Origin of the sequence: Alcanivorax sp. 1008 (genome assembly GCF_020667895.1) — a bacterium.
GTDB lineage: Bacteria > Pseudomonadota > Gammaproteobacteria > Pseudomonadales > Alcanivoracaceae > PGZG01.
On sequence record NZ_JAFMPS010000002.1, the window covers coordinates 46,017 to 71,724 of the forward strand.

The following is a 25,708-nucleotide window of genomic DNA, read 5'->3' on the forward strand; positions in this document are numbered from 1 at the left end:
ATGATTCGATCAGATTGGCTTCGCGCTACAGCATATACTGTGATTGCCCTTCAGGCACTGTGGCTGGCCGCCTGTGGCACACCGCCAGCAGCCGAGCAGGCCATCAGCAACGCCATCAAAGAGATAGCAGAAGGCATTGAGCAACGCGACAGCTCTGCGGTAGTTGACCACTTGCACCCCGATCTGCAGATCAACGAGCGCAACCACGGCAGCCTTGACCTTGATCAGGCACGCCGGATCATGACAGCCACCTTCTTCCGGCACCGCGATATCAGCGTGGTACTTACCAATATCCAGGTCATCCCGGACAACATCCGCGAGGACCTTGCCACCGCACATTTCAACGCCTTGGTTACTGGCGGTAGCGGTGGCATCCTGCCAAATCAAGCCCAGCTATATCGGGTCGAAAGCCAGTGGCTGAACGATGGCGACTGGAAGTTAATCAGCCTGCAAGCCAAACGGGCGCTGGAATAATCAGCCGTCTTCCTCGGCGCCCAGCGATTCTTCCATATCCAGTTCCTTGATCTTGCGCGTCAGGGTATTTCTACCCCAGCCCAGCAGGCTGGCCGCATCCCGGCGACGGCCGCCAGTATGCTTAAGCGCCACGTCGATCATCGCTCTCTCGAATGCCGGCACAGCGTCATCAAGAATATTTTTACCGCCTGCTGCCAGTGCTCGATCAGCCCACAGGCGCAATGATTTTTCCCAGTCTCCCACCACTTCGCTGCGGCTTTCCTGCTCACGCAGCTCTGGCGGCAGATCATCGATCAGCACCTCACGACCGGACGCCATCACCGTCAACCAACGACAAACATTTTCCATCTGCCGGACATTGCCTGGCCAAGCCAACGATGAGAAGTAACGCTCTGAGTCCTTATGCAGTGTCTTTGCTTCGACGCCCAACTCACGCGCGGCGCGCTGCAGAAAGTGCCGGGCCAAACGGGGAATATCCTCACGCCGCTCCGCCAACTTGGGAATATGAATACGAATGACGTTCACCCGGTGGAACAGATCCTCACGAAAATCGCCATCGGCGACCAACTTCTCCAGATTCTGGTGAGTGGCCGCAATAATACGTACGTCAACCTTGATCGGTGTGGTGCCACCAACCCGATAGAACTCTCCTTCCTGCAGCACCCGCAACAACCTGGTCTGCGCCTCCAACGGCATATCACCAATTTCATCAAGAAACAGAGTGCCACCATTGGCCTGCTCAAAACGCCCGATACGCTGGGCATTGGCTCCGGTGAAGCTGCCTTTTTCATGGCCAAACAATTCAGACTCAATCAGATCTTTCGGAATGGCCGCCATGTTCAGCGCCACAAACGGCTTATCCTTGCGCACCGAATGACGATGCAGTGCCCGCGCAACCAGCTCTTTACCGGTACCGGACTGACCATTGATCAACACTGTCACATTAGAGTGCGAAAGCCGGCCAATGGCGCGAAATACCTCCTGCATCGCTGGAGCTTCACCAATAATTTCAGTGGGTAGATCAACCGGCTGCTCTGCTGGCTCCCCCTCAATTTCCGCACGATGACGAATGGCGCGTTTGACCAGCGCCACCGCTTCATCCACATCAAACGGCTTGGGTAAATACTCGAACGCACCGCCCTGATAGGAAGCCACCGCAGAATCCAGGTCGGAATGCGCGGTCATGATAATCACCGGCAACTCGGGAAACTTGCGCTGCAGAATGCGCAACATACGCAAGCCATCCGTACCAGGCATACGCACATCAGACACCAGCACATCCGGTATGCCCTCACCACTCTCCAATGCATTCAGAGCTTCATCGCCATCTTCAAAACTACGCGTGGCAAAGCCATCCTGTCCTAGCGCTTTTTCCAGCACCCAGCGAATTGAGCGATCATCATCAACAATCCAGACGGTAGCATTCATGACTGTGCACTCTCTCCTTCTGCGGGCGCAGCCTCCATAGGCAGCAACACGCTGAACACGGTTCTGCCAGGTTGGCTGTCACACTCAATCAGCCCACGGTGCTGACTGATGATTGACTGGGAAATAGACAGGCCAAGGCCGGTGCCATTGGCACGGCCGCTGACCATTGGGTAAAACAGCATTTCCTGCATCAACTCGGGCACGCCCGGGCCGTTATCCTCAATTTCAATCCGCGCCACCAAGCGATGACGCTGAGCACCAATGGTGAACTGTCGCAACGCCCGGGTGCGTAAGGTAATGACACCATCCTCGGTGCCAGCTTCAGTGACCGCCTGAATCGCATTGCGAGTCAGGTTCAGCAGCACCTGAATCAGTTGGTCGCGATCCGCCGGCACTTCCGGTAGCGATGGATCGTAATCACGCTCAATACGAATGCCGTCCGGGTGCTCCGCCAGAGTTAACTGACGCACATGCTCCAGGCACTCATGCAGATTGACCTCAGTAAAATGGGGCAAGCGCCGTGGTCCAAGCATACGGTCGGCGATACTGCGAAGCCGGTCAGCCTCATCTATGATCACCTTGGTGTATTCCGCCAGTTCCGCATTCGGCAATGCCCGCTCCAGCAGCTGAGCCGCCCCGCGGATACCTCCGAGCGGGTTTTTCAGCTCGTGGGCCACTCCCCGCACCAAAGCTCGAGTGGCCTGGTGCGAGTGAATCAGGGCGTCCTCACGGGTAATCCGCAGTAGTCGATCAAGCTGCTGTATTTCTATCAGCAAAGTGGGCGCCTGACCTGGCTCACTGATATGGCTAACACTGTAGTCCACCGTGATCTCATGGCCGGGGCCAGCAAATAAACGCGCCTCGCGACGAGTAAATGGGTGACCATCCCGAACGCACCTTTCCAGTGCTGCCCTGGACTCATCATCGGACATGAAATAGTCCGGCAGGCGCATGCCATTGAGTCTGGCCGCACTAATCGACAGCAGCATTTCTGCGGCTGGATTCAGGTAGCGCACCAGCAAGTCGCCGTCGAGCAGCAGCACGGCGGTACGCAGGTGGTCCAGCAGCCGTTTGTGGAACAGGGAGTCAGTCATAATGGGCTACAGAAGCAATTTTCAGGCCACAATCCGATGCAACAACGCACCGTGCAGGAGCAAGGCCCCCGGCATAGCCGTGGACCCCATGGGGAAAGAGGATGCACTATTTTGGTGCGAAACGCACCGGGACTAGCCGTGAGGAAACCAAGACTCAGACTACTTGTTCAGAATACTGACACGCTGCACATAAACCACCACTTCAGCAGACTCCGCCAGCACCTCACCTTCCTGACCAAGGACCTGAGCGACCAGACGGTGCTCGCCTCTCTCTGGCCACTCAATCACCATGGCGACTTCCTCACCATTGTTGAGAAGACGCAGAACATGCCCCTTAGAAGGCTCAGGAGTCACTGACACCGCCACCGTCATGGACTCGGGGTTATGCAGTGTTTCCTCGCTCTTAGGCGAAGTGATCGCCAACTCATAGCGAACCGGAGCCTTAGTCTTTTCCTCGGCAGGAGCAGCAGCCCTTGGCACTACCATGGGAATAGTGTTCTGCTCACGAATCTGCACCTCTTGAGCCGGCCTACCGGAACCAGGCGCATCGGTGAATACCGGCCGGCCCTGATCATCGACGGTACGATAGATGCGCTGTGTCTGCTCACCAACAGCCTCATCAACACCAGACTCATCCGCAGTAGATGACAGCTCCTCGGCCCCCGCCTGTACGGCAACGCCGAACAACGCCAACAGCAAAACAGAAAATCTGAGCATCAACATATCCTCTCCGGTCACCAGTCTCATTCTGAGCCGCGCCCCGCATAAAGGAAACCCCACTGCTAACCGGCCGCAAAAACAAAAAAGGGGCCGAAGCCCCTTTTTTGCCAGCTGATCCCGAAGATCAGACCGAGTAGTACATATCGAACTCCACCGGGTGCGGGGTCATGTTCAGACGATCCACATCGGCGCGCTTCAGGCCAATATACGCCTCCAGCATTTCCTTGGAGAATACACCGCCCTTGAGCAGGAACTCGTGATCTGCTTCCAGCGCATCCAGCGCCATGGTCAGAGTGTGCGACACGGTCGGGATAGCTTGTGCTTCTTCGGCCGGCAGGTCGTACAGATCCTTGTCCATAGCATCGCCAGGATGGATCTTGTTCTGAATGCCGTCCAGACCTGCCATCAGCAGACCAGCAAAACACAGGTACGGGTTGGCACCCGGATCAGGGAAGCGAGTCTCGATACGACGCCCCTTCGGGTTTTTCACATACGGAATACGGATCGACGCTGAGCGGTTACGCGCAGAGTAGGCCAGCATTACCGGTGCTTCGAAGCCCGGAACCAGACGCTTGTAAGAGTTGGTCAGCGGGTTGGTCAGCGCGTTCAGGGCACGAGCATGCTTGATGATACCGCCGATGTAGAACAGAGCAGTTTCAGACAGGCCACCGTAAACATCGCCGGCAAACAGGTTCTTGCCATCCTTGCTCAGCGACTGGTGCACGTGCATACCTGAACCATTGTCACCAACCAGCGGCTTCGGCATAAAGGTAGCGGTTTTGCCATACGCGTGGGCAACGTTGTGTACGCAGTACTTGAGGATCTGTACTTCGTCAGCTTTCTTGACAAGGGTGTTGGCGCCAACACCGATTTCACACTGACCAGCAGTAGCAACTTCGTGGTGATGCACTTCAACACGCAGGCCCATCTGGGTCATGGCTGCACACATGGCGCCACGCAGGTCATGCAAGCTGTCTACCGGTGGAACCGGGAAGTAACCGCCCTTGACGCGCGGACGGTGGCCGCTATTGGCACGCTCAAAGTCATCACCGGAAACCCAGGCGGCTTCTTCAGAGTGAATCTGGTACATCTGGCCGCTCATGCCAGAGCTCCACTTAACACCGTCAAACACAAAGAATTCTGGCTCTGGGCCAAACAGAGCGGTATCTGCAATGCCAGTGGACTTCAGATATTCTTCTGCGCGCGCAGCAATGGAGCGCGGATCGCGGTCGTAGCCCTGCATGGTGGCCGGCTCGACGATGTTGCAGCGCACGATCACAGTGCTTACATCGGAGAACGGATCCATGATGGAAGACTCATCGTCCGGCATCAGGATCATGTCGGATTCGTTGATATGCTTCCAGCCGGCGATGGACGAGCCATCAAACATCTTACCGTCTTCGAAGAAGTCCTCAGTAACGTCTTCCGCCGGGTAGGTTACGTGCTGCTCTTTACCGTGGCTGTCAGTGAACCGCAGGTCCACCCACTTGACGTCGTGCTCTTTGATCAAACCGATAGTTCTGCCAGTCATGATTGCGCGTCCTCCCGGAACAGCGTGAGTTTACCCATCCCGGAGAACTGGCCGGGCTGAGAGTTGAATGCAATTGAGTCAGCAAGATGCGTGCCAGCAGAAAGGACGAATTTATCGTCCCACCAAGTCTACACATGACCCCATATTGCACTACTTTGGTACAAAACAAGTGAATGCGCACCAATTTAGTGCATTTTGCGATGAAGCTGCAGCATCATAGCGCTGTAACTGACCAAGGTCTGCATTTTTCAGCATGTGCCAAGAGAAGAGAAGTGCTGCTGGCAAAAACGAATGCGCTCCTCAGCCGTCGCCACGTGGTCGTCTCGCCGGCAGCGGCCCATTTCGCTCTCGGCCTCCCGGCATCGAGCCATCAAACCGGCATCATTGGCGATCTGGATATTCAGGCCAGGACGTGCATTGAGCTCAAGGATCATTGGCCCGGCATCCCGATCGAGCACCAGATCAACCCCCAGGTAACCCAGCCCGGTAAGCTCATAACTCTGGCTCGCCAACTGCAAAAATTCATCCCAGAACGGTAACTGCACACCGGACACCGGATTCGCGGTATCCGGATGCCTCTCAATTCTCAGGTTGTGCCAGGTGCCACCCAAGGTTACGCCGCTAGCCAGATCAACTCCCACACCAATGGCACCCTGATGCAGGTTCGCCTTGCCCTGACTCTGCCTGGTGGGCAAACGCAACATGGCCATTACCGGATAGCCTCGTAGCACAATAATGCGGATATCCGGGACGCCTTCAAAACTGATTGCGGAAAAAACACTGTCCGGCTGCACCCTGTACTCAATAAGTGCGCTGTCTCGATGACCACCAAGAGAGTAAATCCCGGACAGAATGCCTGAAATATGGAACTCCAGATCATCCAGTGTCAGCAGCTTGCCGGAGGCGGTGCGCCAATAATCACCAAATCGATCAGCCACCACGATAATGCCATCACCGCCGGCGCCCTGAGCTGGCTTGATAACAAAATCCCGGTGCCCGGAGAGCAAGCCCCCCAGCCCGGCAATATCACGCTCGGTTTCAATCACGCCATACAGCGTCGGCACACGCATTCCGGCTGTAATGGCTCGCTGCTTGGTCAGCAACTTGTTGTCCACCAGCGGATACAGGTGACGCTGGTTATATTGCAGAATCAGATCGCAGTTCCGCTGATTGATACCAAGTACACCGCGCTGCCGCAGGGCTCGCCAGGTCTTGTGCCAGAACATTCAGGCGCCCCCCTCATCCTTCACCAGCGCGCGGAATCGACGCAACTCGGTGAGACGATAACCACGGTAGTGCCCCATCAGCAGCATCATGCTGACAGGCACCAGCAGTGCCCCGGGGAAAGTGAAGAAGAAATAGACCAGCTCCGGGCGAATCATCAACAGGTACGCCAGCGTTGCAGCCACCATGGTGCCAAATGCCACTTTCAGGGAGTGCATGCCGCCACGCTCTTCCCAGACAATCGACAGGCGCTCAATCACCATGGTCAAAATCACCATGGGGAACAGAGCCACAGACAGACCATGTTCAAAGCCCATACGGTGTCCGAACACACTGATCAGAGTGATGGATACCACTACAAAGGTGAGCACGATAGAAAGGCGCGGCAGCAGCTGCAGGCGCAAGTGTTCGAGGTAAGAGCGTAGTGACAGACCCAGCGCCGTCACCACCGTAAACAGAAAAATACCCCAGAACAGATCAGTCTCCCGAAATGCCAGGGCCACCAGCACGGGAGTGAATGTGCCCAGCGTCTCGATACCAACCAGGTTGCGCAAAAACAGGATCAGCAAAACAGCCACCGGGATCAAAATAATCACCCGGAATGTCTGCTGCGACTCCAGCGGCAGATCGTACAACGATAATCCCCACAGGGTACGCCCCTGAACCGGTTGCACCGTGCGAGCCAACTGGATAGTGCTCATTTCGGTGCGACTGACACTGATACTGGTTTGCAGTCGCTTGGCGCCTTCAACCTGTACCATGGGGTCACTACCAATCCACCAAATGACCCGATCCTCCGGCAACCCCTGCTCGGCGGTAGTGGGATTAAAGTACAACCATCGTTGGCCATTGAAGCCTCGCAGCCATAGCTCCGGCCGTTGCTCCACGCCATGGGCCAGACGCGCAGTATGTACTTGCTCCGCCGGGATATGGGCAGCGGCTAACAGCATGTCTACCACTTCCGCGCGGCGAGTTTCAGAGTTATCCCCGGCGAGCAGCAGACGCACGCTGTGGTTACTGTCGTCATTGACTGTATGGATGGTTTCAGAAATAAAAGTCGGGATATCCGCCGAACGTTCACGGATTGGCTCAAGCAGGCTCTCCGCTGCAACCAGCTCCGCGCCCGTCAAAGGCTCGCGGCGGCGAAAATGGGCATTGGTAGCATCCACCTCGCCAACCAGAAAACGACGGGCCAATACCAGTCGATAATAGAGCACCTGATGGCCCTGGGCACGACGGGTGGACCAGGTAGCCAGGCGGTTACCTTCCACCCACGACACACCGACGCCGAAATTATTGCCGACAAAGCTCTCACTAAGGGTGACAAAATCATCCCGGCCGGGCGGTACAAACATCTGCACTTTGATGGGCAGCTTATCGCGCGGCTCAAACTCAACGCGCGCATCCAGCACCCAGACCGGCTCCACATCAGACTCTGCTAACGGGATCTCCTGAACCCATACCTGCCAGGCAACGCTGCCGACACCAAGCAGAAAAAGAACCAAGGCCAGCAACCTGGCATGCAGGCGCACTCCACGCATTAACGTTCTTCCTTATCATCACCCAGGGGAGGATAGCGACGCGCATCCTCAACCCCCTCGCACAGCGGCACTCCGGCGGAATACTCAAACTCGGAATCAACCAGCGCCCGCATTTCCCTGAGTGCACTGGCGCCAAGCAACAGTGGCTGTCGAAAGCCACGGCGATCAGCCAGATTAACGTTCACGGCGGCCGCTCGATTGCCGATGCAAAGCATTAACTCAACCACCGGCCGGCGAGCATAGTATTTTTCTTCCTCAGGGTCGTAGTCCGAGGCGCGCCGGCGAATGCGCACATTGTGGGATAACGGCAGCTCAACATCATTCAGCTCCATTCCCTCTACGGCGAGATCAAACCTGACCCAGCGCTCCCCCCCTCTAGTGAATGGGCGGATATTGATAGCACTGAGTGATGAGCTATCGGCACCAGTATCCACCTTGGCGGGCAGCACAACCCCCAACCCGGTAATGAACACCTGCTCATGCAGCCCATAGATGACACGGGCGGTGGGCTTGGCAGGGGCAGCAGGTGCAGCAGCCAGGGATGACGTAATCACCAGCAAAACTGGCAACATGGACAACCACCGCGGATACATAGAGCCTCTCCTGACAAAAAACTGACCAGCAGGCCAGAGCAAATATACAGACCCGGTCCGACCATTGGCGGGCTAAGCGGTTCCTGCGATCTACCGCCCATCGGCGCAATCATGACAGTTTTACGATTCCGGGCACAGCGGGGCCATACACTGCTATACTGCGCGCCCTTAAATTCCGCCTGCGGTAGAAAACCTGTGATCGAACGCCTTCGTAACATCGCCATCATCGCCCACGTTGACCATGGTAAAACCACTCTGGTAGACCGTCTTCTCCAACAATCCGGCACCCTCGGCGATCGCGCCGGCAACGTAGAACGGGTAATGGATTCGAACGATCAGGAGAAGGAACGCGGCATTACCATTCTTGCGAAAAACACCGCGCTTAAGTGGAACGACTACAACATCAACATCGTTGACACCCCCGGGCACGCCGACTTCGGCGGCGAGGTAGAGCGCGTTCTTTCCATGGTTGACTCGGTCCTTCTGCTGGTAGATGCGCAGGACGGCCCCATGCCGCAGACTCGCTTTGTCACACAGAAAGCTTTCGAGCAGGGTCTGAACCCGATTGTAGTGATCAACAAGATCGACCGCCCGGGCGCCCGCCCGGACTGGGTTATGGATCAGATCTTCGACCTGTTCGACCGCCTCGGCGCAACCGACGAGCAGCTCGACTTCCCGGTGGTCTATGCCTCAGCCCTGAACGGCATTGCCGGACTGGACGTGGACAATATGGCCGACGACATGACGCCGCTGTTCCAGGCGATCGTCGACAAGGTCCCGGTACCACAGGTCGATCAGGAAGGTCCGTTCCAGATGCAGATCTCCTCGCTCGACTACAACTCCTATGTTGGCATGATCGGCATCGGCCGGATCAAGCGCGGCAAGCTGAGAAGCAACATGCCGGTTAAAGTTGTTGATCGTCACGGCAAGGTGCGCAGTGGCCGAGTGCTAACTGTCATGGGGCATCATGGCCTTGAGCGCGTAGAAGTGCCCGAAGCGTCTGCCGGCGATATTGTCTGCATCACTGGCCTCGATCCGCTGGATATCTCCGACACCTTGTGCGATCCGGCCAATGTTGAAGCATTGACCCCGCTGAAAGTCGACGAGCCAACCGTAAGTATGTTCTTCCATGTAAACACCTCTCCGTTCGCCGGACAGGATGGCAAGTATGTAACCAGCCGTAATATCCGCGATCGCCTGCATGAAGAACTTAAGCACAACGTGGCCCTGCGGGTTGAAGACACCGATAGCCCGGATCGCTTCCGCGTATCCGGCCGTGGTGAGCTGCACCTGTCAGTGCTGATCGAAACCATGCGCCGTGAAGGTTACGAGCTGGCAGTTGGTCGTCCGGAAGTAATCCTCAAGGAAATTGATGGTGAAAAGCAGGAGCCCTACGAACAGCTGGTGTTGGACGTTGAAGAGCAACATCAGGGCCCGATCATGGAGCAGATGGGCATGCGTCGCGGCGTCATGAGCAATATGACCCCGGACGGCAAAGGCCGGGTGCGTCTTGAATACATTGCCCCATCCCGTGGCCTGATCGGTTTCCGTTCACTGTTTATGACCCTGACTTCCGGCAGTGGTATTTTTAATGCCACCTTCGCTCACTATGGTGAGTTCCGTCCTGGCACAGTTGGTGAGCGCAACAACGGTGTGCTTATCTCCAACGTGGCTGGCAAGGTTCTGGCCTACGCCCTGTTCAATCTGCAGGAGCGCGGCCGCATGTTTATTGAGCCAAACGTGGACGTATATGAAGGCCAGTTGATCGGCATTCACAGTCGCGACAACGATCTGGTGGTTAACCCAACCAAGGCCAAGCAGCTAACCAACATACGTGCGGCGGGTAGCGACGAAAACATCGTCTTGACCCCGCCAATCCGCATGTCGCTGGAACAGGCACTGGACTTTATTGACGACGACGAACTTGTGGAGGTGACTCCGCACTATATTCGCCTGCGCAAGAAGCAACTGACCGAGTCGGATCGCAAACGAACAGGCCGTAGTGCCTGAAAAACCATAGATTCTTTCGCCGCGGATCTGGCTCGATGCCAGAGGCGCGCGGCGAAAGAATTTATCATCAGCGATGAGTAGCGCCATGTTCCACATCGCACTTTACGAACCAGAAATCCCTCCCAACACTGGCAACATTATCCGCCTGTGCGCCAACACCGGTAGCACCCTGCATCTTATTGAGCCCCTGGGCTTTTCGCTGGACGAAAAGAAGTTACGGCGTGCCGGGCTGGACTATCGGGAGTTTGCTGACATTCGCTGCCATGCCAACCTGGATGCCATGCTGGAAACCTTGCCTGATAAGCGCTTGGTGGCGCTATCCAGTAAAGTCAGCAGGCATCACGGAGACTTTGTTTTTCAGGACGAAGACATTCTGCTGTTCGGCCCGGAAAGTCGCGGCCTGCCGGCAGCCCTGCTAGCGACACTGTCAGATAAACACAAGCTGCGCATTCCGATGATGCCGGGAAGTCGCAGCCTGAATCTAAGCAACGCAGTCTCCGTAGTGCTATACGAAGCCCTGCGCCAGCAAGGTTTTCCGGGAATGCTGTAGGGCGGCGAACGCCGCCACTACTTTAGTGGGATAGCTGCTTCTGCTGTTCTTCTGCGCGCTTGGCCTTGGCCTGCTGAAACAGTCCGTCAAAGTTGATCGGCTGCAACTGGAAAGCCGGGAAGGAGCCATGATTGATGGTAGATGCAACCACCTCACGCAGGTAGGGAAACAGCACGTTGGGACAATAGGCTCCCAGTAGCTGCTCCAGTTCTTCACCTTCGATTCCGGAAATTGTAAAGATGCCGGCTTGCTTCACTTCCACAAGATAGACCGTCTTACCATCCTGCTCCGCCGTAAGAGTAACGCCTACCTCGACCTCATACTCATTACCTTCACCGACCTTACGAGCCTGATTATTCAGCTGCATATTGGCGGTGGGGTTCCACTGACCGGCAAACACGTCCGGGCTATTCGGCGACTCAAAAGACAGATCTTTTACATAAATACGCTGAATCTGAAAAACCCGCTTCTCTTGCTCTGACATTACTTTCTCCATCTACTCAGGCGACCAAAGCGCCCTTCTGTTATTGCGCCAGCAGGCTGTCCAGCTGGCCTTGACGTTCCAGTGCGTAAAGCTCGTCACAGCCACCAACGTGGCGCTCACCAATCCATATCTGCGGAACGGTTCTCTGACCACTGCGCTGAATCATCTCCTGACGCAGCTCGCCGCTGCCACTAATGTCGATATCAGTGACTGTCACTCCCTTATCTTTCAGTAACCGCTTGGCACGCACACAAAATGGACACCAGGGCGTGCTGTACATAACAATATCTACCATATCAGGCCTTCACTACCGGCAGGTTGTCAGCGCGCCATCCTTGAATACCGCCCTGCATACGAACCACGTTGCCGAAGCCACGGGCGCTCAGCTGTCTACCAGCCAATGAAGCACTGGTACCCATCTTGCAAACCAGAATCACCGGCTTGTCCTTGAACTTGTCCAGCTCGGCAATGCGCTCTGCGAACTGACTCATCGGAATATTGATGCTACCGGCCACGTGGCCCTGACGGAATTCATCGGCATCACGCAGATCCACCACTCGCGCATCTTCGCGGTTTACCAGATTGGTGGCCTGCTGCGGGCTCACGGTCTTGCCACCGCGCTTGGACTCCAATGAGAAAAATACCGCCCACAAAATAAAGAACGCGGACACCAGAATGTAGTGATTGATAACGAATTCGAGCAGACGGTCCATTGGCACTTCCGGCAACTGAGGGAAACGGGGCGCAAGTATAACAGATGACTACAACGCTTCCCTCCCCGACGGACATAAGGTAAAACGCCGGCATGAGACTGACTATTTTACTGTGCCTGCTAATACCAGCCAGCCTGTGGGCTAACACCCCGTCGGCAGAAGACCTGCAGACCCTGAGGCTGCGTATCGGCGAGCTGGAGAAGGCGCTACACGCCGACATCAGCGATCGCGACCGTGAACAGGCCGCTTTGCGCGATGTCGAGCTGCGTCTGGCAAGGCTCAACCGCCAGAACCGTAAACTTGAACAAGAACGGCGTGAAGCCGCTGCCGAGCTACAGCGCCTCGAAACCCGGCAGGCCCGACTGGCCCGCGAGCGGGGCGTCCAGCTGGACTGGGTTGGGCGCACGGCGCGGGCCGGATATATGAACGGCCGGCAGGAACTGGCTCGCCTGCTGCTTAATCAGGAGCAGCCTGATGCGGTGGCGCGCTTACTGCGCTATCAGGAGTATTTTCAGCGAGCCCGGCAGCAACGGGTGAGCCTGATTAACAGTGATATAGAAGCATTGCTGGAGGCCGTAGCGGCCACCGAAGCGGCCCGCCAAAAGCTGGATGAGCGCCAGGCAGCTCTCGGCCAGCAGCGCATTGAGCTGGACAAGGCTGTGAAAGAACGCAGTGTTGCACTATCCGCTGTAAATCAGCGTATCGGCTCCGCCAAACAACGCCTCGAGGGCCTGCGCAGCGACGAGCAGCGCCTAAACAAACTCCTGCAGGATGTTGGCCGCAGCCTTGCGGACATTCCCTCAACGCCGTCAGGTGAACCATTTGGCAAGCTCGCCAACAAGCTTCCATGGCCGGTCAGCCGACGTATCAGCGCCCGCTTTGGCAGCGCCCGGGAGGGCTCGGTGCGCTGGAGCGGAGTACTGCTGGATGTGCCGGCTGGCACGCCTGTGCGGGCCATTCATCCAGGCCGCGTGGTATTCGCCGATTGGTTACGCGGCTTCGGTCTGCTGATAATTGTCGATCATGGCGACACTTATATGACCCTGTATGGTCAGAATGAAACGCTGGCCCGCGAAGTTGGAGAGTGGGTCTCTACTGGTGATGTTATTGCCCGGGTGGGCGACTCCGGCGGCAGCAGCAGCGCCGGCCTGTACTTTGAAATACGCCGCGCCGGCGTACCCGTGAACCCGGATAAATGGTGCAACAGCCGTGTTACACTGCCTCCCATCGCCAGCCGTCAATAATAACCGGACAACACACTGATGATCCGATTCCGCGCCGTTCTCTTTATCAGTCTCGCCACTCTTCTCAGCAGCATAGTGCACGCCGATCCCGCTCTGGATGCGCAGGCGGAAAGTCAGGGCGTACCGATCACCGAACTGCGGGTATTTGCCGAAGTCATGGAGCGTATTCGCGCCACCTATATTGAAGACATCGATGACCGCACTCTGCTTGAATCCGCCATCCGCGGCATGCTCTACGAACTGGATCCACACTCCAGCTACCTGACTCCGTCCGAATTTGATGATCTACAGATCTCCACCAGCGGCGAGTTTGGCGGCCTTGGCATTGAGGTCACCATGGAGAACGGCTTTGTCAAAGTGGTCACCCCACTGGATGACACACCAGCCAGCCGTGCAGGACTGCGTTCCGGTGATCTGATTCTGAAAATCGACGATACCTTCGTGAAAGGCATGGCACTTGAGGAAGCAATCAACCTGCTGCGCGGTGAAATTGGCTCAAGCGTAGATCTATCCATCCTTTCAGAAGGAACCGAAAAGCCCCGTAGCGTTTCCCTGACTCGCGATCGTATTCGCATACAGAGTGTCCGCGCACAAGAGGTAGAACCAGGCTTCGGCTATCTGCGTATCACCCAATTCCAGAGCCACTCTGGCCGTGACGCGGAAAAGGCCCTTCGCAAACTGATGCAGGACAGCACCCTTAAAGGTGTGGTGCTGGACTTGCGCAACAATCCAGGCGGTGTGCTCAATGCAGCGGTGCAGATCTCGGACCTGTTTCTCGACGAAGGGCTTATTGTTTACACGCAGGGCCGAGATGAATCGAGCCGCATCAACTATGCGGCCACCAAAGGTGACCTGATCAATGGCTTACCGCTGGTTGTGCTGGTAAATGGGGGCTCCGCTTCCGCTTCGGAAATTGTCGCCGGAGCACTGCAGGATCACAGCCGAGCCATTGTCATGGGCCAGCGCAGCTTTGGTAAAGGCTCCGTACAGACCATTCTGCCACTGCATGGCGATCGCGCTCTAAAATTGACTACCGCCCGTTATTACACTCCCAATGGCCGTTCAATTCAGGCAGAGGGAATCGTCCCGGATATTCTCAGCGAAGTTTCCAAGGTTGAGCTAATCACTGGTCGACAGGGGGTACGCGAGGCAGACCTGCGCGGCCACCTGGAGAATGGCAAGAGCAATGGCGAAGAAGCTGAACAAAGCAGTCAACCTTTAGCGGCTACTGACTTCACTCTTTACGAAGCGCTATCCGTGCTCAAAGGGATTGCGTTGGCCATGCCGCATCAGGGCGAGTAATGCTTAAGGCCCTTCTATTCAGCCTGCTACTGCTGCCGACACTGGCAACAGCTCAGGCCCGGATAGCCATCATTATCGATGATCTCGGCTATCACCGACTGCGTGGCGAGGCCATCGCCAGGCTACCTGGGGCAATTACCTACGCGGTGATCCCACAGGCCCCTCACGGCCCGAAACTTGCCCGCCTCGCCCATGACAATGGCAAGGAAGTTATTTTGCATATGCCCATGGCAGCAAAGAGCTTTGTGACTCTGGATGCCGGCGGCCTGCGTCAGGACATGCCTGAAGAGGAATTTTCCAGCACCATTGATGAAGCGGTTCAGCGCATCCCTCAAGCAACCGGCATGAATAACCATATGGGCGGAGTTCTTACCGCCGACGAGACCGCCATGAACCATCTGATGGCACGTCTTGGCCAACACGGCCTGTTCTTTGTTGATAGTCGCACCACTCCTTTATCGGTGGCGGAGAAACTTGCCCGACAACACGGTCTTGCTCACGCTGGGCGGGATGTCTTCCTGGATAATCAGCGCGACCTGGCTGCCATCAACGCGCAGTTCAATCGGGCCATGCGCATTGCCAAGCGGCGCGGGTATGCCATCGTTATTGGCCACCCCTACCCGGAAACCATCGAGTATCTGGAGAACATTTTGCCATTGCTTGACCTGGCAGAGATCCAGCTTGTGCCGGTATCCCAGCTGCTGGAACGGCCGCAGATTGCAACTGTAAAAGAAAAGCCGGATCAGACCGACCCGGCTTTGTAACATCTGCCACCTACTGTCGCATCAAAGACGCATTTCGATTCCAGCAGCCACCATATATTCCTTCGCTTCACGAATGGTGTATTCGGCAAAATGGAAAATGGATGCCGCCAGCACCGCATCGGCACCTCCCTGCAAAACACCATTGACCATATGCTGCAAGGTGCCCACTCCGCCGGAAGCAATAACCGGCACCGTTACAGCATCCGAGATGGCTCGGGTTACGGCGATATCAAAACCATCTTTGGTGCCGTCCTTATCCATGCTAGTCAGCAGGATCTCACCAGCACCATATTCTGTCATCTGCCTGGCCCAGGCAATAGCATCAATGCCAGTGGGCTTGCGGCCACCATGGGTGAAAATTTCCCAGCGGTTTGACTCACTTTCGGCGCTGACTTTTTTGGCATCAATTGCCACCACGATGCACTGAGAGCCAAACCGGTCTGCCGCTTCACGAACAAATTCCGGGTTGTGTACTGCTGCGGAATTAATGCTGACCTTGTCCGCTCCGGCGTTAAGCAGATTGCGAATATCCTGCAAGGTGCGCACTCCGCCGCCAACTGTCAGCGGAATAAAAACCTGTGAGGCCATTCTTTCCACAGTGTGCAGGGTTGTGTCGCGCCCTTCGTGACTGGCAGTGATATCAAGAAAAGTGATTTCGTCGGCGCCTTCGTCGTTATAACGCTTGGCGACTTCTACCGGATCACCGGCATCACGGATGCTCTCGAACTTGACGCCCTTGACCACCCTGCCTTTATCGACATCAAGGCAGGGGATAATGCGTTTGGCCAGACCCATATTCAGACTCCGCGTAATGCAGCACAGTTTTCGGCTTACGCCGTCAATTCATCCGCCAGCTGCTGGCCGGCTTCAAAGTTCAAAGTGCCTTCATAGATAGCACGGCCGGTAATCGCGCCCTCAATGCCACTTGAAGACCTTGCACAAAGGTCACGCACGTCGTCCAGATTGGTAATGCCGCCAGAAGCAATTACCGGTATCGACATGGACTCGGCAAGACGCACCGTTGCCTCCACGTTGACGCCCTGCAGCATGCCGTCACGGCTGATATCGGTATACACAATGGACGACACCCCATCGTTTTCAAAACGTCGTGCCAGATCAATGACATTGACGTCGGTAACATTGGCCCAGCCATCGGTGGCGACCATGCCGTCTTTGGCATCAAGGCCAACAATAATATGACCCGGGAAACGCTTGCACATTTCACCAACAAACTCCGGCTCACGTACCGCTTTGGTTCCAATGATCAGCCACTGCACACCAGCTCCCAGATAGGCCTCAATGATCTCCGGCGAACGGATACCACCACCAATCTGGATGGGCAGATCGGGAAATTCCTTGGCAATTTCCTTGACGATGCCACCATTAACCGGCTCGCCCGCAAAGGCGCCATTCAGATCAACCAGATGCAAGCGGCGTGCACCGCGCTCAACCCAATGCCGCGCCATGGCAACCGGGTCATCGGAAAACACCGTGTCATCTTCCATGCGGCCCTGACGCAAACGCACGCATTTGCCGTCTTTCAGATCGATGGCGGGAATCAGCAGCATGGAAAAACCTCAACTAAAGAATTCAAAAATTATGGCGCCCAGCGGAGAAAGTTCTCCAGCAATGTGAGGCCATGGGGAGCACTTTTTTCCGGATGAAATTGCACGGCAAAAACATTGCCACGACACACCGCAGCCGGAAACTCCAGACCGTACTCACAAGTACCTGCCTGCTGATTTTCCGGCACACCGGAAACATGGTAACTGTGCACAAAATAGAATCGGGAGAAATCCGGAATACCTGCCCACATCGGATGCGGTTGACACTGGCGAACCTGATTCCACCCCATATGCGGCACCTTCAGGCGATCACCGAACTCAGAATGACGCTCACCGAAGTGCACCACATTGCCAGGGAACACTCCCAGGCATTCAATGCCACCGTTCTCTTCGCTGTGACTCATCAGTGCTTGCATACCAACACAGATACCCAGCAATGGCGTGCCACGACTGGCGGCTTCTCGCACCGCCTGATCAAAACCGCGACTGGCTAGCTCACGCATGCAGTCACGAATAGCACCCACGCCGGGAAAGACCACCCGATCGGCAGTGGCAACAACCTGAGGATCGGATGTCACCACGATCTTCTGGCCGTCGGCCACTTTCTCGAGCGCCTTGGCAGCCGAGTGCAAATTTCCCATGCCGTAATCAAGAACGGCGACGATCTCAGTCATTGATCAGCCTTTCTCGGTGAGCGTGCCTTTAGTGGACGGAGTAATATTTTCCATACGCGGATCAAACTCCACCGCCATACGCAGCGCTCGACCAAATGCCTTAAACACCGTTTCTGCCTGATGGTGCGCATTGCGGCCACGCAGGTTATCAATGTGCACCGTCATCATGCCGTGGTTTACCAGTCCCTGAAAAAACTCATAGAACAGGTCCACATCAAAATCCCCGATCAGGGCGCGGGAGAAATCAACATGCATTTCCAGGCCAGGCCGACCGGACAGATCAATCACCACCCGCGACAGAGCCTCGTCCAGCGGCACGTAGGCGTTGCCATAACGGCGCACGCCCTTTTTGTCGCCCCATGCCTTGGCCAGCGCTTGCCCCAGGGTAATGCCGATATCCTCCACGGTGTGGTGGGCATCGATGTGCAGGTCACCCTTGGCAGCGATATTGATGTCGATCAGGCCATGGCGAGCGACCTGATCAATCATGTGATCAAGGAACGGCAGGCCGGTCTCGAGCTGGCTCTTACCAGTACCATCGAGATTGACCGATACGGCAATCTGGGTTTCCAGAGTGTTACGCGACACACTGGCTGTACGCTGCGACATGAATGACCTCCGTTAGGCAGGGCGGCTATTATAGGCCCCGCCCGCCCTGCGGACCAATGAGGAATCCTGAATGCCACTGATAGTTAGTGAAATTGCCATCACCGAGGCCAGCTCCGCCGACTTCGCCAACGTGCTAAAAGCTGATAGCGAGCTTGCCAAAGCGCTGGCCAGCGCCGCTGAACAGGGCGAGGGACGCCTTTTTCAGGGTATTTTCAATGCCCGTCCGGTGTCCTTGGCCCGAGTGATAGCCGCCGGGGACGGTTGGAAACTAAGCCAAATAGTCGTGCATCCGGCCACCCGGGGCCGCGGAGTCGGCAAGGAAATGCTGCGCCAGACCGGCAATCTGCTGGCCCCGTCACCCCTCGACAGCGGTCCCACATGGCGGAAACCTAGCTAGTCTCTATGGGAAGACGAATGCACAGACATGCCCCCTTACCCAGACCGGCACTCTCCGCCCAGACATCCCCCGACATCTGTCGGATCATTACCCGGGCCATGGGCAAGGACAGACCGAAGCCGTCTGCATGATGCCCCGAGCCCACCATAAAGAACGGCTGGAAAATTCCGTCCAGATTGTCACGCACGATCCCGCGGCCCTGATCGCACACCCGGATCACCGCCTCGCGCTCGGAAACATCGGCAGAAAATACCACCTCTCCACCTTCCGGGCTGACCCGCAGGGCGTTATCCAGCAGCATCATCAGCACTTCCCGCAGCTCTCGCTCGCAGGCCAGTACGGTCAGGTCCGCAGGTACACGGTTTAGCAGCTTGAGCTGCTTGTCCTTCACCACCGCAGCGCAGTCAGTAATCAGGCGATCAAGAATCCACATGGGCTGGCAATAGCTCTGCGCTGGAAGCTGCTGGCGCCCCGCCATGTCGAAGTAACGCAGTGAAGTCGCCACCAGCTGCTGCAGCCGGTCCTGACCACGCTGCACCATAAGCACCGCATCACGCAGCTCCTTGGGCACAGATTCCGCCTCCAGCAAGCGAGCACTGCCCAACCAGTTAAGCGGCGTATTTAGTTCATGGCTGAGGTACTCAAGGAACACAAGCTTGTCCCGATCCAGACGCTGCACCTCGGCAACATGGCGGCGCATGGCCTCTTCCGACTCCAGAGACAGACTATCGCGCTGCTCTTCCAGCAAGTTGATCCGGTCTCCCAATGCCAGCGACAGCAACACAGCCACCCAACCGCCGCCAATATGGGGCGCATAGTTGCCCAGCGTGGAGTGCGGAATAACACCAAGGTTGTCCAGCGCAAAGACCACGCAACCGAGCAGGAAAACCGACCAGGCGGCCACATAAAGTCGGGCCGCTGTATAGCCTTTCAACCAGGCCACGGTGCCAATCACAAACAGCGACAGCACAACTGTCAGCACCAGCAGGGTATTCAGGTGGTAGGACCAGGGCGGTGGCACAACCAATGTGAGCGGCACCATCAGCACCGATATGCGAAACAACCACTGCAGCCAGCGCCCGGCCTGCGGCTGACGACCCAACAGATCAAGAAAGTTAAGCGAATAGCGAATTAATGCGGCCATGCCGATATAGGCAAAGAATGGATAATGCTCATTAATTCGCGGCCATTCTGACCACAGATATTGCAGTCCGAAGCCATTCAGATTGAGCAGGCTTAGCTCCAGAGCGCCGAGGAAGATGACGTAATAAAGGTAAGCGACATCGCGTACCGAAAAGTACAACAGCAGGTTATACACCAGCATGACAAACAGGCCACCGAAGAACAGGCCGAAAATCAGTTGCTCTTTGTAGGTCCGCTCAATCACACCCTGAGCACTGGACAGCTTCAGCTCAAGATTGAGGGCTCCCTTTCCTGACACCTTGAGATAGTAGGTCTGCACCATGTTGACGCTGCTATCCAGCGGGAAAATAAATTCACGATGTGCAATGTCTCGCTGGGAAAACGGCAGGCCATCACCCATTTCCGTCTCCGAATAACCTCCGCTTGAATTAGGCGAGTAGAGCACCACGCTATCAACAATGGGATGACGCTGAACCAGATACCAGGTGCGATTCTGAACTCGTGAAAAGTCCACCGAGAAACGCAACCAGATGGTTGAGCGAGTAAAGCCAAAACCGGGATAGAGGCGATCTGAGGGGCTAAAACGATCTGCAAACGGGCCACTGACATCGGCAAGGGACCAATGCCCCTCCGGGTCCTCCAGAACTTCAAGGTCGCGACCAATAACCAGCTCCTGATCCTGTGGCCCCGGATTGATGGTGGCAAACGCAGGCCAGGCACCAAGAATGAGACTGACCAGCAGCCAACGGAACTTTTTCAACACTATCTCCCCCAATCTGCTATCACTGTGATGCCACCGAAGCGCCATGGGTTATGGTTGTTATCCATGGCCATGCCAGTCACAGGCTCTCTATAATCGACCGCACGCACCCGGCACGCAAGGAGACCGCCATGCTTCGCGCACTGAAAATCCTGAGCATCATTGTTTTGGCCATCATTATACTTCTGGCCGGTGCAGTTTTTGCCGTCACCCGTCTGATCGATCCCAATGACTTCAAGCCGCAAATCAGTACCGCTGCCCGCGAACAGGCGAATCTGGATCTGCAGATACCAGGCAACCTGTCCTGGACCTTCTGGCCCTACCTGGGCATTGAGGTGGGACGTACAGAAGTCCGCATTGCTGGCGAAGAGCCCCTGTTCGCCGCCTTTGACCAGGTGCGCACCAGCATCGCGGTAATGCCGCTGCTACGCGGCGCCGTGGAGCTGTCAGGGCTATATCTGGACGGCGTCGAGCTAAACCTGGAAGAAACCGCAGAAGGGGCCAACTGGGATCGCATAGCGCCAGCCAGCGAGACGGCTACCACCCCGGAAGAGCCAGCAGCCGAGTCGGCGCCGCTGGACCTGCCTGTGTCCATACCGCAAATCACCATCAGCAATGGCCGGGTGCGCTATCTGAACAGCACCGACGGTACTGACATCCGCGTTGAGCAGCTCAACATTGATGCTCAGGACGTCAGTCTGGATAAGCCGTTCCCGCTGGAAGCCTCGCTGCGCTATCAGGATCAGGCGGATATGCGCGTGGATCTGGCGCTGGCCACCACACTGGCCATGAACCTGGACAGCAACACCTTCGAATTAAATGCTCTGGTGGTCGACACCACCCTCGCGGGCCTGACCACACTGCCAGTGCAGGTTCATGCCCGGCTGAATATGGAAGCAGCACTGAATGATGACCGCATCAGCATTAGCGACCTGCTGGTGGAAGCCGCCAGCACCCGCACCAGCGGTAATATCGAGCTAACTCAAATCTCTACCAAGCCGATTTTCCGCGGCGCCCTCAGTGTGGCGCCGTTTGATGCCAATGCGGCACTAATGGCAATCGGCGAAGCAGCCATCGAAACCAGCGACCCAGCGGCATTAAAGAAGGTCGCCATGGAAATGACATTTAGTGGCCCGGAAAACAGCATCCTGCTGGAACCACTAAAGATCACATTGGACAACAGCACGATAAGTGGTGTGGCCGGCATGACTGATATTGATAGCGGCCACATACGCTTTGACCTGACGCTGGACCAGCTGGCCGCTGATGGATACCTGCCGCCAACCGTGGAAGGGGAGTCCGCTGAGGAGGAAGTACTGGCCACCACGGAAACACTGCTCCCTCCCCTTTCCAGCGAGCCGCTATTGCCGCTGGAGGATTTGCGCGCGCTGAAGCTGGATGGCGTGTTCTCGGCGGGAACCATACAAGTGGAAGGAATTGAGATGCGCGACCTGCGCGTTCTGGTACGCGCCGACAATGGCCTGCTGGAAATGATTGAGGCTAACACTCAGCTGATGGCCGGCAGCTTGAAAGCCGAGGCAGCGCTGGATGCGCGCAGCGATAACCCGCTGATCACTTTTGCCGCCGACACCAATAGCGTACAGATTCAACCGATCATGCAGATGGCACTGGAAGACGACCTGTTCACAGGCATTCTCGACATGAACATGACCTTTAGTGCCAAAGGCAACACCGAGCAAGCACTGGCAGATAGCAGCAATGGCGCCCTGAACCTGACCCTGTCCCAGGGCACCATTCGCGGCATGAACCTGAATAACGCATTAGGCGCCGGCATTAATGACATGCTCGGCCAATATCAGGTCATCACCCAGTTCCTGCCCGATGTGGATCAGGGGCGACTTCCGCCGGCGCTGAAAGAAGACACAGAAGTGGTGCAGCTGAAAGCCAAAGTACGCATTGAGGATTTGATTGCTCAGATTGACGACCTGCAAGCAGAGCTGGATCGAGGCACGCTATCCGGCAAGGGCTTTCTGAATTTACGCAGCCAGGCGTTTGATATGCGCATGGCGATGAAAGTGCCAGAGCTAAGCACCAATAAATATATTGCGGACCGTAGCTGGCCCATGCGTTGCAAAGGCAATCTGGCTGGAGATGTCAGCAAGTGGTGTGGCGCCGACAGTAAGGCATTTCGGGAAATCGGCAAGGACATCACGACACAGCTGGCCAAGGATAAGTTAATGGATCGCTTTGGCATCGAAGGCGAGGGAGATAGCGCCGAAGCCGTGATCAAAGATGCCGCCAAACAGAAAGCAAAGGACGAGCTGAAGAAAAAGGCAGAGGAAGGCCTGAAGAAACTGTTCCAATGACGCCGGCCTCGTTCCACAACACCGTGCTGGACTGGTACGACCAGCACGGTCGCAAGGATCTGCCCTGGCAGCAGAACATCAACCCATATCGGGTATGGGTGTCAGAGATCATGCTGCAGCAGACTCAGGTCAGCACAGTCATTCCCTATTTCGAACGTTTTATGAAGCGCTTTCCCACGGTGCAGAAACTGGCCCGTGCACCGCAGGATGAAGTGCTGCATTTGTGGACTGGCCTGGGCTATTACGCTCGCGCCCGAAACCTGCATCGTGCGGCACAGATTGTGGTGGCTGAGCACGGCGCAGTCTTCCCCGCTGACGTCAGCGCGCTGTCCTCGCTACCGGGCATCGGCCGCTCAACCGCCGGCGCCATTGCCAGTATCAGCATGGACATACGCGCGCCCATTCTGGATGGCAATGTAAAACGGGTATTGGCACGTTTTCATGCCATTGCTGGTTGGCCCGGTGAAAAGCCGGTAGAGAGTCAGCTCTGGAAGATCGCCGAAAAATATACTCCCACGCGTCGGCTGCGCGATTACTCTCAGGTGATGATGGATCTGGGTGCCACTCTATGCACCCGCAGCAAGCCTCGCTGCCACGAATGCCCGCTGGCAAAACACTGCAGCGCATTCAAGGCCGGCACAGTTTCCCAATACCCGGGCAAAAAGCCGAGCAAGGCCACCCCGGTAAGACAGACTCTGATGCTGCTGTTAGAAAACGAACATGGCGAGGTTCTACTCGAACAGCGCCCGCCCAGCGGCCTGTGGGGCGGCCTGTGGTGCCTGCCGGAAATTGGTGATCCGGCACTCCTTAAAGGAGCCCTCAACGAGCGCGGACTGAATGGCGGCCGAATCAAGGCACTGCCAGATTTTCGCCACACCTTCAGCCATTTTCATCTGGACATCAGCCCACTACGCATCAAAGTAAAGCCCGCCGGTAAAGTTGTTCGCGAAACCACACGACAGCGTTGGGTAAAACACAATAGCCCCGGCGAGCTTGGTCTGGCCGCACCAATCAAAAAATTACTCGAATCACTATAAAAATTTACACTCTGGAGAGCGCCATGAGTTTTGCCAGTGATCAGTATCGAAAAATGGATGCCACCGCATTGGCAGAGTCGATCCGCAACGGTGAGGTATCTGCCCAGCAAGCACTTGAACAGGCGTGGCAGCAAATCGACTTCTGGCAACCAAAGCTTAACGCCTTGGTATGGCAAGATCGCGAGCGAGCAGCTGCACAGCTAAAGACCCTGGACGCCACTGCACCATTTGCCGGCGTGCCACTGCTACTCAAGGACACGGCGCCTAACCATCTTGCGGGCGCGCCAACCACTGATGGCTGTGCAGCTCATCGCAACCGCATCCCGGAGCGCAACAGCTACATGGTTGAACGGCTAATTCGCGCCGGCTTTATCATTGTCGGCAAAACCAATGTGCCGGAGTTTTGCCTTAAGGGCACCACCGAGCCACAGGCCTTCGGCGCAACACGGAATCCCTGGTCAACGGATCACATCACCGGTGGCAGCAGTGGCGGCTCCGCTGCCGCGGTGGCGGCCGGCATGGTACCGGTGGCAACCGCCAGTGATGGCGGCGGCTCGATTCGTATTCCCGCAGCCTATTGCGGCCTGATTGGTCTTAAGCCAACCCGCGGACGGGTCAGTGAAGGTCCGCAACTGGGGCAGCTCTGGGATGGCATGAGCACCGATCACGTTCTGGTGCGCTCGGTACGCGACAGCGCTGCGCTGCTGGATGTGCTGGCCGGTGCCGAGCCTGGTGATCCGCACCACGCTGAACCGCCCACGGATTCATTTCTCAACTTGATGCAGCGCGACCCGGGCAAGCTGCGTATTGCCCTGGACACCCGCTCTCCGCTGGGCAACGAAGTTGATCCAGATATTCGCCGCATCACCGAGCAGACTGCGGAGAAACTGGCAGCGCTTGGTCACACTGTTGAGGAAGCCCGCCCTGAAGTCGATGGCAAGCTAGTGGCGCGCTGCTACCTGATGCTGTATGCCGGACAAGTTGCTTGCGAACTGGAAGATATCCGCGCCCAACACGGCGCTGCTGGCCTGCGTCAAACCGAGCTGGATTCGCGGGTACTGGCCCTGCTTGGCAACAGCTTCAGCGCCGGCGACTATGCTCGCCACCTGCGCCACTGGAACACCCTGTCACGCCAGTTCGCAGCCCTGTTCAACAACTATGACCTGTACCTGACACCGACCACCGCACAGCCTCCGGCGCGTATCGGCGAACAGGACCTGCCCGCCGGCGAAGCCCTGGGCGCCAGACTCGTCACTACACTTGGAGCAGGCAAACTGCTGCGCGCCACGGGACTGGTGGACAAGATGGCTGAACAAGCTCTGCAGCGCGTGCCCTTTACCCAACTGGGTAATTTTTGTGGCACCCCGGGCATCTCCCTGCCAATGGGATTCTGTGGCAACGATAAACTACCAGTGGGCGTGCAACTGACCGCACAACAAGGACAGGAAGGGTTGCTGCTGCAGGTTGCTCGGCAGCTGGAGGAGTCCAGCCAGTGGCGTACGCTGGCAAGCGCCTAGCCATTCA

At 56.6% G+C, this 25,708-nt stretch carries 25 protein-coding genes; 10 read left to right on the forward strand and 15 right to left on the reverse strand.

All coding sequences use genetic code 11. From position 1 onward, the window contains the following. Positions 1-474, forward strand: a complete 474-nt coding sequence (locus tag J1C54_RS03050) for a hypothetical protein (RefSeq protein WP_229144392.1) — start codon at positions 1-3, stop codon at positions 472-474. Here the strand turns inward: J1C54_RS03050 and glnG are convergent, their stop codons facing one another. From glnG to J1C54_RS03085, 7 genes are all read right to left on the reverse strand, one after another. Continuing rightward, positions 475-1,902 carry a nitrogen regulation protein NR(I) gene (glnG, locus tag J1C54_RS03055; RefSeq protein WP_229144393.1) on the reverse strand — a complete coding sequence of 476 codons (1,428 nt, stop codon included), beginning with the start codon at positions 1,900-1,902 and terminating at the stop codon, positions 475-477. Further along, entirely contained in the window at positions 1,899-2,996 is a 1,098-nt protein-coding gene (gene glnL / locus J1C54_RS03060) for a nitrogen regulation protein NR(II) (RefSeq protein ID WP_255612482.1), read from the reverse strand. Before glnL ends, glnG begins: the two co-directional genes overlap by 4 nt. Before the next feature lie 159 nt (positions 2,997-3,155). Continuing rightward, complete coding sequence (locus J1C54_RS03065; protein WP_229144394.1) at positions 3,156-3,719, reverse strand: DUF4124 domain-containing protein; 564 nt, start codon at positions 3,717-3,719, stop codon at positions 3,156-3,158. Between the two features lie 121 nt (positions 3,720-3,840). Next, entirely contained in the window at positions 3,841-5,247 is a 1,407-nt protein-coding gene (gene glnA, locus J1C54_RS03070) for a glutamate--ammonia ligase (protein ID WP_229144396.1), read from the reverse strand. 248 nt (positions 5,248-5,495) lie between these two features. Then, positions 5,496-6,473 carry an alpha-L-glutamate ligase-like protein gene (locus tag J1C54_RS03075; RefSeq protein ID WP_229144398.1) on the reverse strand — a complete coding sequence of 326 codons (978 nt, stop codon included), beginning with the start codon at positions 6,471-6,473 and terminating at the stop codon, positions 5,496-5,498. Further along, positions 6,474-8,012 (reverse strand): inactive transglutaminase family protein, encoded by a 1,539-nt coding sequence (locus tag J1C54_RS03080; protein WP_229144400.1) that lies wholly within the window; start codon positions 8,010-8,012, stop codon positions 6,474-6,476. Continuing rightward, on the reverse strand, positions 8,012-8,605 hold the full coding sequence (locus tag J1C54_RS03085) for a RimK/LysX family protein (RefSeq protein ID WP_229144402.1): 594 nt from the start codon (positions 8,603-8,605) through the stop codon (positions 8,012-8,014). The genes J1C54_RS03080 and J1C54_RS03085 overlap by 1 nt, the downstream gene beginning before the upstream one ends. 195 nt (positions 8,606-8,800) lie before the next feature. Here J1C54_RS03085 and typA point away from each other — a divergent pair, with 195 nt between their 5' ends. Together typA and J1C54_RS03095 are read left to right on the forward strand one after the other, a co-directional pair. Next, positions 8,801-10,615, forward strand: a complete 1,815-nt coding sequence (gene typA / locus J1C54_RS03090; RefSeq protein ID WP_229144405.1) for a translational GTPase TypA — start codon at positions 8,801-8,803, stop codon at positions 10,613-10,615. Positions 10,616-10,700: 85 nt separating this feature from the next. Further along, positions 10,701-11,165 (forward strand): tRNA (cytidine(34)-2'-O)-methyltransferase, encoded by a 465-nt coding sequence (locus tag J1C54_RS03095; protein WP_229144406.1) that lies wholly within the window; start codon positions 10,701-10,703, stop codon positions 11,163-11,165. A gap of 22 nt (positions 11,166-11,187) precedes the next feature. On the opposite strand, the gene secB is transcribed toward J1C54_RS03095, so the two are convergent. The 3 genes from secB to J1C54_RS03110 are packed head-to-tail and all read right to left on the reverse strand — an operon-like array spanning position 11,188 to position 12,362. Beyond that, positions 11,188-11,649 (reverse strand): protein-export chaperone SecB, encoded by a 462-nt coding sequence (gene secB, locus J1C54_RS03100; protein ID WP_229144407.1) that lies wholly within the window; start codon positions 11,647-11,649, stop codon positions 11,188-11,190. Between the two features lie 40 nt (positions 11,650-11,689). Further along, complete coding sequence (gene grxC, locus J1C54_RS03105) at positions 11,690-11,944, reverse strand: glutaredoxin 3 (protein ID WP_229144409.1); 255 nt, start codon at positions 11,942-11,944, stop codon at positions 11,690-11,692. Position 11,945: 1 nt separating this feature from the next. Then, positions 11,946-12,362 carry a rhodanese-like domain-containing protein gene (locus J1C54_RS03110; protein ID WP_229144411.1) on the reverse strand — a complete coding sequence of 139 codons (417 nt, stop codon included), beginning with the start codon at positions 12,360-12,362 and terminating at the stop codon, positions 11,946-11,948. Positions 12,363-12,454: 92 nt separating this feature from the next. Between J1C54_RS03110 and J1C54_RS03115 the strand changes: the two genes are divergently transcribed. From J1C54_RS03115 to J1C54_RS03125, 3 genes are read left to right on the forward strand one after another with little or no spacing between them, the layout of a single operon-like run. After that, positions 12,455-13,606 (forward strand): murein hydrolase activator EnvC, encoded by a 1,152-nt coding sequence (locus J1C54_RS03115; RefSeq protein ID WP_229144413.1) that lies wholly within the window; start codon positions 12,455-12,457, stop codon positions 13,604-13,606. A gap of 18 nt (positions 13,607-13,624) precedes the next feature. Beyond that, the gene (locus J1C54_RS03120) at positions 13,625-14,908 is read left to right on the forward strand and encodes a S41 family peptidase (protein WP_229144414.1); all 1,284 of its coding nucleotides are present in this window, start codon (positions 13,625-13,627) and stop codon (positions 14,906-14,908) included. Then, complete coding sequence (locus J1C54_RS03125; protein ID WP_229144415.1) at positions 14,908-15,672, forward strand: divergent polysaccharide deacetylase family protein; 765 nt, start codon at positions 14,908-14,910, stop codon at positions 15,670-15,672. The genes J1C54_RS03120 and J1C54_RS03125 overlap by 1 nt, the downstream gene beginning before the upstream one ends. Positions 15,673-15,693: 21 nt before the next feature. Here the strand turns inward: J1C54_RS03125 and hisF are convergent, their stop codons facing one another. The 4 genes from hisF to hisB are packed head-to-tail and all read right to left on the reverse strand — an operon-like array spanning position 15,694 to position 18,520. Beyond that, on the reverse strand, positions 15,694-16,467 hold the full coding sequence (gene hisF / locus J1C54_RS03130) for an imidazole glycerol phosphate synthase subunit HisF (protein ID WP_229144417.1): 774 nt from the start codon (positions 16,465-16,467) through the stop codon (positions 15,694-15,696). 35 nt (positions 16,468-16,502) lie between these two features. Next, positions 16,503-17,240, reverse strand: a complete 738-nt coding sequence (hisA, locus tag J1C54_RS03135; RefSeq protein WP_229144419.1) for a 1-(5-phosphoribosyl)-5-[(5-phosphoribosylamino)methylideneamino]imidazole-4-carboxamide isomerase — start codon at positions 17,238-17,240, stop codon at positions 16,503-16,505. Between the two features lie 29 nt (positions 17,241-17,269). Next, complete coding sequence (gene hisH, locus J1C54_RS03140) at positions 17,270-17,911, reverse strand: imidazole glycerol phosphate synthase subunit HisH (protein WP_229144420.1); 642 nt, start codon at positions 17,909-17,911, stop codon at positions 17,270-17,272. A gap of 3 nt (positions 17,912-17,914) precedes the next feature. Then, entirely contained in the window at positions 17,915-18,520 is a 606-nt protein-coding gene (gene hisB, locus J1C54_RS03145) for an imidazoleglycerol-phosphate dehydratase HisB (RefSeq protein WP_229144422.1), read from the reverse strand. A gap of 70 nt (positions 18,521-18,590) precedes the next feature. Between hisB and J1C54_RS03150 the strand changes: the two genes are divergently transcribed. Continuing rightward, positions 18,591-18,917, forward strand: coding sequence for an acetyl-CoA sensor PanZ family protein (locus J1C54_RS03150; RefSeq protein WP_229144424.1), 327 nt, complete (start codon positions 18,591-18,593; stop codon positions 18,915-18,917). Here J1C54_RS03150 and J1C54_RS03155 read toward each other — a convergent pair. Continuing rightward, on the reverse strand, positions 18,910-20,820 hold the full coding sequence (locus tag J1C54_RS03155; RefSeq protein WP_229144427.1) for a sensor histidine kinase: 1,911 nt from the start codon (positions 20,818-20,820) through the stop codon (positions 18,910-18,912). The genes J1C54_RS03150 and J1C54_RS03155 overlap by 8 nt on opposite strands. 131 nt (positions 20,821-20,951) lie before the next feature. On the opposite strand from J1C54_RS03155, the gene J1C54_RS03160 reads away from it, so the two are divergent. From J1C54_RS03160 to J1C54_RS03170, 3 genes are read left to right on the forward strand one after another with little or no spacing between them, the layout of a single operon-like run. Continuing rightward, on the forward strand, positions 20,952-23,147 hold the full coding sequence (locus tag J1C54_RS03160; RefSeq protein WP_229144428.1) for an AsmA family protein: 2,196 nt from the start codon (positions 20,952-20,954) through the stop codon (positions 23,145-23,147). Beyond that, a complete protein-coding gene (mutY, locus tag J1C54_RS03165) occupies positions 23,144-24,184 on the forward strand; it encodes an A/G-specific adenine glycosylase (protein WP_229144430.1) in 1,041 nt (346 codons plus the stop codon). Before J1C54_RS03160 ends, mutY begins: the two co-directional genes overlap by 4 nt. A gap of 23 nt (positions 24,185-24,207) precedes the next feature. Further along, the gene (locus J1C54_RS03170) at positions 24,208-25,701 is read left to right on the forward strand and encodes an amidase (RefSeq protein WP_229144431.1); all 1,494 of its coding nucleotides are present in this window, start codon (positions 24,208-24,210) and stop codon (positions 25,699-25,701) included. The last annotated feature ends 7 nt before the right edge of the window (positions 25,702-25,708 follow it).